A 12,407-nucleotide genomic window follows, 5' to 3' on the forward strand; every position below is an offset into this window, starting at 1 on the left:
GCGAGCCGTCGCGCGGTTATCAAAATGCCAGCCGCATGCCGCCGACGATGTTTCGCGGCGCACCCGCGAAGATCGACCCCGTGGTGGTTGCCAGCACGGCGGCGCCGTTCTGGAGGCCGGTCGCGCCGCTGATCCCGTTGGCGAGGTTCTGCGCGGAGGCGACGTAGGTCGTGTCGAACAGGTTGCGCACCTCGACGTACAGGCTCAGCCGCTTCGCGTAGCCGCCCGTCAGTTCCGTGGCGTAGTGCAGGTTGGCGTTGACGACCGCGTAGCCGGGCGCCTTCAGCAGGTTGGCGTTGTCGAGGTAGAAGTCGCCCTGGACGACCGTCTCGACGAACGCGCCGAGACCCGCGAGCGGGCCGCTCGGCACGTCGTAGCCGAGGCGGGCCAGGAGCTGGTGGGCCGGCACGCCCGGGATCCGGTTGCCCGCCCGGTCGAACGACCGCGTCAGGCTGCCGGCGCTGAGCTGCTCGGTGTAGCGGGTGTAGATCTGGTCGTCGAACGTGTAGGCCAGCGTCCCGCGCCAGCCGGGCGCGAAGGCCCAGTCGGCGCCGACCTCGACGCCGCGATGCTTCGAGGCCGGGGCGTTGAACGTGTAGGCGAGGAGGCCGGCCCCCGGCGATTGCGAGACCAGCTCGTTGCGGAAGAACTCGTAGAATCCGGTCACGCTGAGGCGGAGATCCGTCACCGGGCTCCACTCGGCGCCGAGATCGAAGCCGAGATTCTCCTGCGTCTGGAGCTGCGTGTTGTTGCCGGGCAGGCCGGCCGGAGTGACGAACAGGTTGCTGGCGGCCGGCGTGGTGTAGCCGGTGGCGACCCGGCCGCGCAGCGCCCAGGCCGCGTCCGGCCGGTAGACCAGGGACAGTTCGGGAGCGACGTTGAGGAAGGACCGGTTCGCGTCCGCCACCGTGCGCGTCGTGCCGCCCGCCGCGTACGCGTAGGCGATGTTGCGCCCGGTGATCGCCGTGGTCTCGGCGCTCAGGCCGACGATCCCGGTCCACTGATCCGACAGCGCCAGTTCCAGACGCGCCCGGCCGCCGAGATTCGACTGCACCGCCACCTGATCGCCGATCAGGGCCCCCAGGCGCGGGCCGTCGTAGGGGGCCCGGTTGAAGGTGGTGATGTGGTTGTCGATCGTGTTGTAGGCGAGCGCGACGTAGCCGGTCGCCGGCAGGCCGAACAGGTCGCCCCGCCGGGTCAGGTCGGTCAGGAAGTTCCAGGACGGGTAGGAGCCCCGCGACGCGGTCGTGTAGAACGGCTGATCGAAGTTGCGCTCGTCGAAGCCGAGCTGCGCGCGCCACGTGGTGAACGCGTCGACGTCGTGCTCCCAGCGGGCGGCCACGATGGTCCGGCGGTCGTTGCGCCCGAAGCCGCCCTCGTCGGCCGTCACCGGCACGGTCGCGCCGAAAGCCCCGTTCCGGAACAGGTTGAAGGTGGTGCAGCCCGGGGCCGCGCTCGCCGCGGCGGCGCAGCCGCGCTGGTACGGGTTGATCCGGTACTGGGCCAGGGACGCGCGGGCGGGCAGGTTGGCGTCGAGCGTGTTGTTGATCACCTTCAGGGTGAAGCGGTTGTCCGGCGTCGGGGTGTAGCTCGCGAGCAGATTGATGGTCTGCGTGTCGTAGCTGGCGTGGTCCTGGTAGCCGTTCGCGCGGACGTCGCTGGCGAACAGGCTGATCTCGAACGGGCCGCTGACGCCGCCGACGGTGAAGTAGTTGCTGAGGTAGCCGAAGCTTCCGGCATCCACCCCGATCTCGTAGCCGTCGATCTCCCGCCCGGTGCGCGTCCGGAACGCGATGGCGCCCCCGGTGGCGTAGTTGCCGAAGAGCGGCGATTGCGGCCCGCGGAACACGTCGATCCGGCCGTAGGCGCGGGGGTCCGTGAGGTCGAAGCGCGACGCCCCGTCCGGCTGGGTGAGGATGAAGCCGTCCTCCAGGACCACGGTGTTCTTGATCACGCCGGTGGAGCGGGCGTTGTTGCCGCGGATCGAGATGACCACGTCGCGGCCGCCGTTCCCCTGCCGCACCGTGACGCCGGGGCTGTTCACCAGGACCGAGCCGATGGTGGTCGCCGGCCGGTTCGCGATCGTGTCGTCGCGGCCGATGCCGGTGACGATCTCGCCCACCGGGTGCTCGATGACGGATGGCGCGGAGCCCGGCGGCGCCGCCACGNCGGCGCGGCACAGCCCGCAGAGGGCGCAGGATCCCGTCGCCGGCGCGTGCGGGCCGACGGTGAGGGGCTCGGCCTGATCCGGCGCGTGCCCGCACAGGATCTGGCCGGGCAGCGCCCCCCGATCCGCCTGCGCCATCCGGAGCGCGACGGCCGGTGCCAGCGCCTGGATCCAGAGCGCGAGCACGATCAGGATCGCGCCCGGGAGGCCGGGGCGCCCGCGTCTCAGGCGTGGAGGAGGTTGCACGGGCACGGCGCCCGCCCGGACCGGTTCAGCGCGCCCACCGCTCTCGGAGCCGGCCCGCGGCGAGGTCGAGGCCGACCATGGCGGCGACGGCGAGGCCGGTCAGCGGGAACAGGGCCCCGAGCCCGAGAATGATCCCGGTCACCGTCGCGGCCACCCGCCGGTCGCGGGGCCAGGGCGGCACCCCGACGCCGCCGGCCGGGCGCCGCTTCCACCACATCGTTCCGGCGGTGACGGCCAGCAGGATGGTGGCGAGGCAGAAGCCGAGCATCGCCAGCTGGTTCGCGCGCCCCCAGTGCTCGCCCTTGTGGATGCCGATCCCGTACTGGATCGCCCGGCCGACGGGTCCGAGATCGCGGAAATGCACGTCCACCAGCGGGCGGCCGGAATATTGGTCGAGGGTGATGACCCGCTGCCCTGTGACGTCGCGCGGGTAGATCGCGGCGGCGTAGACGCCGTCCGCCCCGACGGGCAGGGCCAGCTCGAAGCCGGGGGGCATACCGAGCCGCCGGAGGATCGCGACGGCGTCGTCGATCCCGACGCTCGCGGCCGCGGCCGGCGCGGAGCGCGGCACAGGCGCGTCCTGCAGGGTCCACCCGGCGTCCTCGAGCCGGTCGCGCAGGGGCACCGTCGAGACCGGCCTGTTCGCCCAGAGCGCGGCCGGCTGCCCGAGGCCGGCGGCGTTCGACCAGGCGCGCAGCTCCTGTCCCCACCAGATCGACCAGGGCAGGCCGGTCAGCGCCAGGAACAGCAATCCGCCGCCGGCCACGAACCCAGTCACGGCGTGGAGGTCGCGCCACCAGACGCGCCGTCGCGGGCCGGCGCGCACCGTGACGACCCCGCCCGCCCGGCCGCGCGGCCACCAGAGATACGCGCCCGTCAGCACCAGGACGATCGCGAAGCCCGCGACGATCTCGATGACGGCGTTCGCCGGCGGTCCGATCACCGCGAGGCTGTGCAGACCGCGGACGACGGTCATGAACTCGCGGTCCCGGTCCACGCGGTCGAGCACGTCGCCCGTGTAGGGATTCAGGTAGACGTGAAGCCGGCGATCGCCCGATGCCAGCGTCACGCGCGCCGCGGCATCGGGTGAGGCCGGGTCGGTGTAGGTGACGGGGGCCGCGTCGGGCACGGCCTGCAACGCGTTGAAGATCAGCCGGTCCGGGCCGATCGGCTTTGTCGCCAGGGGCGCGACCCGGGTCCTGTACGCGAACAGGCTGCCGTTGATCTCGTCCTTGAACAGGTAGAGCGCGCCGGTGGCCGATAGGCTGATCAGGAACGGCAGGCACAGCAGGCCGGCGTAGAAGTGCCAGCGCCAGACGGCGCGATAGACGGCGTCGCGGCACAGTCGCCGCGGGGCGGCCGCCCCGTATGCCGGGGCGTCACCGTGGAGAACAATCGACATGTTGGGGTTCCGGGCCTGAACGATCGGGGGCGGGATCGTCAGGCCCTCGGCGGACCTCGCGCGGAGCCGGTCGATGCCGGCGGGCCGGTTGTCGGGAGCTCGGATTCGGGGCGCCACGCGCAGCGCGTCGCGGGCGCAGCAGGCCAGGCGGCCGCGATCGGGTCGAAGCTCGGCAGCGCCAGCGCGCCGGCCTGCACGGCCGTGCAGCACGGATGGACGTGCACCACCGGGCCCGCGGGATCGCCCGAGGCGTGCCCGGCACAGATCACCGCGTCCGGATCGACCCCGGCTCGCGCCGGAATGGCGAATCCCAGGAAGGCTTGGAGCAGCAGCGCGTAGAGCGCGACCAAGCCGATGGTCGCGCGTCCTCGACTCGTGAGAGGCTGGCCCCGGCGCATGGGTCGATCTAGGCGGCCGCGCCGCGGCGCGTCAACGGCCGGCCGCCGCGGGACTGTGCCCGACCCCTGTGCCGAGGATCGCTGCACGATGAGAGGTGGATGTGCCCGATGCGGATGATAAAAAAACCCGCCGGATCTGGGATCGGGCGGGCCGGCGCGGTGGCTGGGGGACCTGGATTCGAACCAGGACTAGAGGAGTCAGAGTCCACCGTTCTACCGTTAAACTATCCCCCAATCAGCCGTGAGCCCTGCGCATCCGGTGTCGAAGATGGCGGGGCTACGCCCGCAGCGCATCGAGCGGCTCCGGGCGTGGGCGGTGAGATAGGCGGAATGTTTCGGGAGGTCAACCGGTTGTTCTGCTGTTGACGCAACCTCCGCTGCGGCCGTAACCGTGAGGCCGCGGATGCCGCCAGGAAGGGTGGCCGAGTGGTTTAAGGCAGCGGTCTTGAAAACCGCCGTGGGGGCAACTCCACCGTGGGTTCGAATCCCACCCCTTCCGCCAGCGGGCATTGATCGGGACGAGAGATTTCCGCCGGTCGGCGATTGAGTTCACCATCGGCCCCCACCAGCTCGCGGGGCACGATGGCCAGGGACCTCGCGACCGTCTCCGGGTCGCGCCGGGCCGCCGCGGTCAGCGAACGGGAGATCGACGCCGCAGTCGACACCGCGCTGGCGGATCCGGCGTCCGTATAGGACCCGCTCATGAGGTTCTGGACCCTCGGTCTCGTCGCGAGGCTCCGCACCAACAGCAGGCTGGCTGCGGCCCTGACCACTGACGAGCGGGCGTAGGGACGCAACATGGTCCGGACCGCGACCTTGCTGGCGCAGCCGCTCGAGGGGTGAGCCAGCGCATCACCAGCGACGCCGATCAGCGGCCCTGGTTCTCCGACAACAGGGGCTTGGTGCCGGTTTCTGCCCCGTGCTGGTCGTCGTCACTGTCCGGCAGGTCAGCCGGTTTGAGGGCTCCCGCCCGATCTTCACCTGCGGTGGGATCGATGGCGGCGATCGAGAGATGGTCCAGTCCGGCATGACGGCATGCTTGGCCGATGCAGGCTCGCAGGCCGCGCAGAGCCACTGCATCCGCCCCGTCCACATCCTGTCGTGCACCGACGAGCGGTGGCGACGACGCCACAGCGCAGCGGGGCCTGGCCGCGCCAGGCCGCCCGCCCGCGCGCGCTCGCAGCGCCGATATCCGAGCCGTCCACGGCCACGGAGCTCGCCGAGCACCCTCGGCTATCCGGCCGGGAGCGGGGCCTGCACCCCGCCCGCTCGAACCCGCCCCGATCTGCCTGCGGGGATTGGGGGCGTCCGATCTCCCCGGCGCGCGCCGGGCCGACGCGCAACGCGGCTCGACGGAACGACGGCCGATGGCGACGATCGCGGCCGAGCCGAGCGACACCAATCCTTAAGCTTACCGGCTCATTGTCGCCGTCTCGCTCCGGCTGCCGGTATCACCCATGACCTTCGCATTCCTGGTCGCCCTGATCGCCGGCGCGCTGTGTCTCGGGGTGCTGTCGGCACTCCTGCCGTTCAGGCAACGCCGCGAGGAGATCGAGCTAGCCCCGATGTTTGACGATGAATGGTTCGACGTGGGTGGTCCCATCATCGATCTTGAACCGATCCGCTGAACGGCATCGCGGCGGATCTATGCACCGTCATCGCCCATGAGAAGAAAGCCCGCGTTACCGGGTCGGGCAGGTCGAGCGGAGGCGCGCCATGGACCCTCAACCATTCACGATCGGTACCGAGGCTGAAGCTCAGGCGTATCTGGTCGACCTCCTCAAAAACCCGAAGAACCGGTCCATGAGCGAGATTGCGAGGCACTGTGCCTTGCGCGTCAGGAATCCGAAGATCAAGGCGTACTTTCTGACCGAGGGCGCCAATATGCTCGCTGAGATGAGGACGTAGATCAGAAGCGAGAAAAGTTTTCGCTGACGGAACGGGCAGGCTTCTCACCTGGGGCCTGGTGGCGGCGCGGTACTCAGGGGTTCGCCACTCTCGTTGCAAGCGAGTACCCGGCCAGGGGAGCTGCAGTCACGAAACAGCCGCGGCGCTGTCGAGGGCTTCACTCCGAGAGGCTGTGAGCGCGCCAAACGCAGCTCCATCGGATACGCCTCAAGGAATTCGCCCGAGAAGGTCGGAGCATGCGCCGGGCACGCGCGGTCCCGGCGATAACGCGTACTCTTCCAGACCGTTGGCGTAAGGCAACAGACTGGCGATCGGGGCCTCACCAGGGTGAAGCGGCGGTCGGCCGACGCGTCGCGCCGAGCATCGCCGAACCGCCCCGGAGCGAGGCGATCCTACGCGAGTGCCGGCTGGCGACTGATCTGCGGCGCGGCCGGAAGCGCTTCCTCTGACGGCGCTCCCCCGGGACCGTCGGTCGCCACGATGAGATCGGCTTCCGACAGCGCGCGACCATCCGGATCGAGTACGGTGATGTCACGGTATCCTTGGGACGTGAAATCTCTCAGCTTCCGCAGCGCCCAATCGACAGTCGGACACTTGTAGGTCGTGATTCCGTTCGATCTCGCGCCACGGACAACATAGAAGCGGCGCGAGTCCATCAAACATCTATCCCAGCTGCGCCAAGAATTGCCCGCTGCTTCAAGATGTTGATGCGATGCGTGCGGATGGCGTTATCCAAGTCGCCCGCGCCAGGATCGTTCCCATCACGCAAGGTGGCGGCGGCGATGGCGAGAGCCTCGATCACGTGTTCGTCCAGCGCAATCGAGAGCGCAATTCTGCACCGAAGGCGATCGGCGCGGATATCCGTGGGTTTCGGGTGCTCCGACATAGCTGCTTAACGGCGGCTGTCGGGAATTGTTCGAGGTGTGGCCGCCGAGGAGCGCTGACAGACAAGTTCGCGTGACCGAACGGGAGTTACCGCACCTGTGAGCCGGGAGGCCTTTCCGGATCTCAGCCTCCGGAGAGAACGATCGATCCGGATGGATCGTATCGCGGCGGCACGCAAAGAGAAGCCCGGCTCACCGAGCCGGGCTGGCTGAGTCATCGCTGATGGCAACTGACTTCCAAGTCGCCAGGGCCGTCTGTAGCCCAATGGAGCCCTGATGAAACACGCAAATGAGGTATATGCAGTTTAGACCCGTGTGTTTGACTGCGTAGACGCCTTCTGCGGCTGCGTACGTCCGCCTTCCGCGACCCGGAGCACGTTCTCGCCACGTTGCGACTTGCTGCTGGAAGCCGCGCCCTCGACGCTCTCACCCATCCGGGCCCGGATCGCCTGATGCTCCGGCGCACCCCTGTCGGCAGCGAGAAGGGCCACCGGGGCGATGTCGGCGACATGGCCGCCCGATGCTCGCGAGCGGCGCGGTCGAACAGGTCGATGTAAGGCTTGTCGCGCAGTTCGGTGGGGAAGGCCGGATCCAACGGTATTCTGGCATCACCCGGTGTCCGGCGTCCAACTCGGAACCTCCCAAGTTGCAGCGATCCTCGGTCGTTCACCGCATGCTGGGGAACCTCCGCGTCGGAACCTTCGGTTGTCGGTCGCGCTGTTCCCGCGAGGCCGAATGCCATGACCATTCCCGGTTCCCCGACCCCCGATCCCGGCAGTCCCGATCTGCCAACGCCCGGCGAACCGCCGCCGCGCGAACCCATGCCGGGTGATCCGCCTGCACCGCAGCCGCCGTCCGACCCTGTGCCGGGCGATCCCGCGGGACCAGATCTCCTACCTGGCGATCCCGTCGGTCCGGGCACGGTCATGTGATCCGCCATCGACCGGTGTCACAGAACCTCGCGCGCGGGCTGGCCCCGGCGCGCGCGATCGCGCGACGCCCGCGACTACGTCTCGGCACTCGCTCTGGCGGCTGCCATCCCCTCCTGGTGCCGATCGAGACCACACCCTTGATCGACGGCGAAGGGCGCTGATCGATCGGTTTCCGGCAGCGATCCCGTCCGCCGTCTTCGGACGGTATCGACGGTTGCCGGGCGTCGCGCGCGGTCGCGCCCCCCAGGGCCAGCGCAGTCCGGCCCGGCTTGCAGCAGATCGAGCGGTTTTCTGAGGGTCTGGCCGAGCGCCGGCGCGAGGCTCAAAGATCGCGTTCGCCCTCGGTCCGCCACGGATCGTCGCTTGTCGGACCCGGCACGGGCCACAGGGCGGTCGAGTGCGGATTCTCGCCGCGGCGTCCGGATCGATCCTCGCTGAATCTGGGCGCGAGCGCGGCCATCACTGATTAGCGCCGCGTGCGCGACACGGCTGGTCAGCCTTAACCGGGTCATCTTTCCCTGTTCAGTCGCGCCACGCGGCGGGCGGCGGATCAGACAGCGGCCTGTCGCGGCCGATGCTCTTTTCGCCGTCGCGAAAAATAGGACATCCTTAACCATTCGCGGATTGCTTGTGAGCAATCTTGATTAGACAGCGCGCCACGTCCGGCGAACCAGAACGGTGATGAGACGGCGTCGATGGTTGATCTGACTGGCTATCGTCTGACTTACGACGACGAGTTCAACGCGCGCAGCATCTCGCAGAACGGCGTCGGGACTTCCTACCGCGATATTCGCGCCGAGTGGCGGTACGACGCGAACTCCGACATCGGCTTCGGCCGGTCCTCGTTCCTCGATTCCGGGTCCGGTTACGACCCCTTCAGCGTCCAGAACGGTGTCCTGACGATCACCGCGGCCCCGCCCGGGACGAGCGCGTCCGGCTATCCGGGGAGCTGGCAGTCCGGCCTCATCAGCACGCAGGGCAACTTCTCGCAGACTTACGGCTACTTCGAGATCCGCGCGGATTTCTCCGACAATCCCGATGCCTGGGACGCCTTCTGGCTGCTGCCGAATCAGCAGAGCGCGCAGTCGAGCAGCGCCAACGGCCACCAGGAACTCGACGTCGTCGAGCATTACGGAAACAACGATCGCGGCGTCTACAGCACGATCCACACGACCGATCCGCAGCCGGCCGGAACGACGTGGCAGCAGACGCGCCAAGTCTACAGCGAGATGCCCAATCCGACCGGGTATCACACCTACGGCATGAACTGGCAGGCGGATCGCATCAGCTTCTACGTGGACGGTCAGCTCGTCGGATCGCAGGCGACGCCGTCCGACCTGCACAGCCCCATGTATCTGCTGGCCAACTTGGCCGTGCAGAGCACGGCGACGACGGGCACCCGCTTCAGCTCGAGCATCGACTATATCCGCGTCTACTCGAACAATCCCAACGCTGTCGCGGTGCCGCAGGATCGCGTGTCGTCGCCGGATGGCCGGGACCCGGGTCTGTACGGGGCGACGGCCGGTCTCCGGTCGGGCGCCGGCGCGGCCGGAACCCAGCCGGGCGCGGCCGGGTCGAACTCCGGTTCGACGGCGCCTGCATCGGGCGCCAACGGGTCGAATGGATCTTCTCAATCGTCCTCCGGCACAGCTCAAGGGACCGCGGCGGCGGGGAACGCCCCGTGCTACTGCACCGGCACCTCCATCAGGACCGACCGCGGCGACGTCGCTGTCGAGCGGCTCGCGGTGGGCGACAGGGTCGTCACGGCCGCGGGCCTGAATCGGCCGATCCGCTGGATCGGTCGCCGCACCTATCCCGGATTGTCGGCCCCGCCGACCGAGCGGCCTGTGCGCATCCGGGCCGGCGCGCTCGACGATGGCGTCCCCGCCCGCGACCTGCTCGTCTCGCCGGATCACGCCGTGTGGCTTGACGGGCTGTTCGTCGCCGCCGGCCACCTCGTCAACGGCACGAGCATCACCCGCGGTGAGGCGGTGATCGATCTCACCTACTGGCATGTCGAGCTCGACAGCCACGACCTGCTGATGGCGGAGGGCACGCCGGCCGAGAGCTTCCTGCCCATGCCCGGCATTCGCCGGCTCTTCGACGGCCCCGGTGCGGAGGACCGGTCGATCGATCCGCGACCCTACGCGCCGCGGATCGGGCTCGGTCCCCCGCTCGTCGCGCTGCGCAGGCGGCTGATCCGTCGCTCCGGCGCGGCGTCGGCGCCCGCGCAACCGGGCGCGATCCGGGCGTGGCTGGATCGCTGCGTGTTGCGGACGGACGGCGCGCTGCGCGTGGCCGGATGGGCCCACGATGCCGCGCAGCCCGGCGCACCCGTGTGCCTGGATATCGTGGTCGACGGCACGATCGTGGCGGTGACGGTGGCGGCGGAGTACCGCGCCGACATCGCGGCGGCGGGCGTGGGTGACGGCCGGCACGGCTTCGACCTCGGCGTCGACGCGCCCCTCAGCCGCGGGGTGCCGCACGTGGTCGAGGTGCGCCGCTCGGCCGACGAGGCGGTGATCTGCGCCATGGCCGCCGACGCGGCGGGCGTGTGGCGGCCCCTGCTGGCCGCGTAGCCCGCCGCGTCCGGGGCGGCGACCGCCGTTCGTCGGAAGTCAGGCGCGCCGCGTCAGGCTGGACGTGCGCAGGTCCGACGCGCGATTGCGCGTGGCGGGGACGCGCGATCCCGACATGCGCGGCGGCTCTGCCTGCCGGATCTGATCGAGCAGCAGCGGGCGCGCGAAATAGTAGCCCTGGGCGCAGCGGATCTGGGTCGCGCCGAGCAGGTAGGCGACCTCCTCGAAGGTCTCGACGCCCTCGGCGACCACCGTCATGCCGAGCGCCGCACCGAGCGACTCGATCGCCTTCAGGACGATCTGGCTGCGCGGTCTCTTGTCGATATCGGTGATGAACGACCGGTCGATCTTGAGTTCGTCCGCGGTGATGTCCGCGAGGGCCGCGAGAGACGAGTAGCCGACGCCGAAATCGTCGATCGACACCCGCGCGCCGATCGCCCGGATCTTGGGCAGCACCTCGCGCTGGAAGTGGCCCGTCGTGAAGAAAGCCTCCTCGGTCAATTCGAGCACGAAGCGCTGCGCGAGCCCGGTCTCGCCCAGGGCCGCGCAGAAGGCGGTCATGAACGGCACGTCGCACGCCTGCTTGGCGGCGATGTTGAGGCTCACGGTGACCTCGGGTCCGAACACTTCGTCGATGTCGGGCATCGCCCGCACGGTCTCGGACAGCAGCTGCAGGGTGATCTCGTTGATCAGACCCAGTTCGATGGCGAGGGCGATGAAGTCGCCGGGCGCCTGGATCATGCCCAGCTCGTCGCGCCAGCGCAGGAGAACCTCGACGCCCGTGACCGCGTGGGAGCGCATGTCGACCTTCGGCTGGAAGGCGCAGCAGAAGCAGCGGTCGCGGATCGCCAGGCGCAGGCGCTGCTCCACGGCCATCCGGGCCGTGGCGGCTTGGCTCATCGCGTCGTCGAAAACGCTGACGCCACCCTTCAGCTCACCCTTGACCCGGTACATCGCGTTGTCGGCCTGCCGGGCGAGCGTCTCGTAGCTGTCGCCGTGCTCCGGGAAGAGGCTGAGGCCGATCGAGGCGGAGGCGAAGATCTCGTGTCCGTCGATGAAGAACGGCTGCTTCAGGCGCCCCGAGATGGCGCACACCGCGGCCAGCGCCTCGGCCCGGTCGGCCACCGGGGCGAGCAGGAGCACGAACTCGTCGCCGCCGATCCGCGCCAGGAGGTCGCTCGGACGCAGCGCGCCGCCGATCCGATCGGACACCTTGCGCAGCAGGGCGTCGCCCGCGGCGTGGCTGTAGTAGTCGTTGATGTGCTTGAAGTTGTCGAGATCGATGAAGGCCAGGGCGAACCGGTCGCCCGGTGCCGATCCGGCCAGAACATCCGCGATGCTCTGCTCGAACATCGTCCGGTTGGGCAGGCCCGTCAGGGCGTCGATGAAGGCCTTGGTGATCAGCTCCCGCTGGATCCGGTGATGGTGCGTGACGTCCGTCAGGGTCGTGAGCGTGAAGCCGGCCCGGCCCTCGGCGACCGGCCGCGTCTGCACCTCGAAGATCCGGTCCTCGACCGCCTCGACCGTCGCGGCGTCGCCGGCCGCGGCGGGCAGCGCCTGGACGGCCCTGTCTCCGAGGGCGCGCGCGGCGGCGTTGGCCAGGACGCAATGACCGCGATCGTCATGAACCACGACGCCGACGGGTAGCGCCTGGATGGCGGCCTCGAGCAGGGTTTGACGCTCCTGGGCAGCGGCCTCGCTCATGCTCCGCCCTGCTGCCACAGCGGCTTGGCAGGCTGAGCGCCGGTCTGACCATCGCTCTGGAACGGGTCGCCGGCCTCGAGGGGGCGGCGGAGCAGACGGCGATGCACCTGCTCGAGGGCGGCGCCGTGCGGGCTGTCCGGGCCCGCCTCGCGCCCGCCGCGGACCGCCGCGCCCGGATCCGCGTCGT

At 69.7% G+C, this 12,407-nt stretch carries 8 protein-coding genes, 2 tRNA genes and 1 pseudogene; 3 read left to right on the forward strand and 8 right to left on the reverse strand.

What is annotated here, in order from left to right; translation table 11 throughout:
* Window positions 1-19: 19 nt before the first annotated feature.
* The 4 genes from MMR14E_RS05180 to MMR14E_RS05195 all read right to left on the reverse strand — a co-directional run bounded on the left by MMR14E_RS05180 (window position 20) and on the right by MMR14E_RS05195 (window position 4,447).
* Window positions 20-2,305, reverse strand: coding sequence for a TonB-dependent receptor family protein (locus MMR14E_RS05180; RefSeq protein ID WP_419539302.1), 2,286 nt, complete (start codon window positions 2,303-2,305; stop codon window positions 20-22).
* Between the two features lie 133 nt (window positions 2,306-2,438).
* Window positions 2,439-3,815 (reverse strand): PepSY domain-containing protein, encoded by a 1,377-nt coding sequence (locus MMR14E_RS05185; protein ID WP_331313137.1) that lies wholly within the window; start codon window positions 3,813-3,815, stop codon window positions 2,439-2,441.
* A 38-nt stretch (window positions 3,816-3,853) separates the two neighbouring features.
* Entirely contained in the window at window positions 3,854-4,213 is a 360-nt protein-coding gene (locus tag MMR14E_RS05190) for a hypothetical protein (protein ID WP_331313138.1), read from the reverse strand.
* 160 nt (window positions 4,214-4,373) lie between these two features.
* A tRNA-Gln gene (locus MMR14E_RS05195) sits at window positions 4,374-4,447 on the reverse strand.
* A gap of 178 nt (window positions 4,448-4,625) precedes the next feature.
* Here MMR14E_RS05195 and MMR14E_RS05200 point away from each other — a divergent pair.
* A tRNA-Ser gene (locus tag MMR14E_RS05200) sits at window positions 4,626-4,715 on the forward strand.
* Between the two features lie 955 nt (window positions 4,716-5,670).
* On the forward strand, window positions 5,671-5,841 hold the full coding sequence (locus MMR14E_RS05205; RefSeq protein ID WP_331313139.1) for a hypothetical protein: 171 nt from the start codon (window positions 5,671-5,673) through the stop codon (window positions 5,839-5,841).
* A 672-nt stretch (window positions 5,842-6,513) separates the two neighbouring features.
* On the opposite strand, the gene MMR14E_RS05210 is transcribed toward MMR14E_RS05205, so the two are convergent.
* Together MMR14E_RS05210 and MMR14E_RS05215 are read right to left on the reverse strand one after the other, a co-directional pair.
* Window positions 6,514-6,777, reverse strand: a complete 264-nt coding sequence (locus tag MMR14E_RS05210; RefSeq protein WP_331313140.1) for a hypothetical protein — start codon at window positions 6,775-6,777, stop codon at window positions 6,514-6,516.
* Entirely contained in the window at window positions 6,777-6,923 is a 147-nt protein-coding gene (locus tag MMR14E_RS05215) for a hypothetical protein (protein WP_331313141.1), read from the reverse strand. The genes MMR14E_RS05210 and MMR14E_RS05215 overlap by 1 nt, the downstream gene beginning before the upstream one ends.
* Window positions 6,924-8,632: 1,709 nt before the next feature.
* Between MMR14E_RS05215 and MMR14E_RS05220 the strand changes: the two genes are divergently transcribed.
* The gene (locus MMR14E_RS05220; RefSeq protein ID WP_331313142.1) at window positions 8,633-10,516 is read left to right on the forward strand and encodes a Hint domain-containing protein; all 1,884 of its coding nucleotides are present in this window, start codon (window positions 8,633-8,635) and stop codon (window positions 10,514-10,516) included.
* A gap of 39 nt (window positions 10,517-10,555) precedes the next feature.
* On the opposite strand, the gene MMR14E_RS05225 is transcribed toward MMR14E_RS05220, so the two are convergent.
* On the reverse strand, window positions 10,556-12,220 hold the full coding sequence (locus MMR14E_RS05225; protein WP_331313143.1) for a putative bifunctional diguanylate cyclase/phosphodiesterase: 1,665 nt from the start codon (window positions 12,218-12,220) through the stop codon (window positions 10,556-10,558).
* Window positions 12,217-12,407: pseudogene (locus tag MMR14E_RS05230) on the reverse strand (ATPase); the annotation flags it as partial. The pseudogene MMR14E_RS05230 and the gene MMR14E_RS05225, both read right to left, overlap by 4 nt.

The organism is Methylobacterium mesophilicum, from assembly GCF_036441335.1.
Taxonomy (GTDB): domain Bacteria; phylum Pseudomonadota; class Alphaproteobacteria; order Rhizobiales; family Beijerinckiaceae; genus Methylobacterium; species Methylobacterium mesophilicum_B.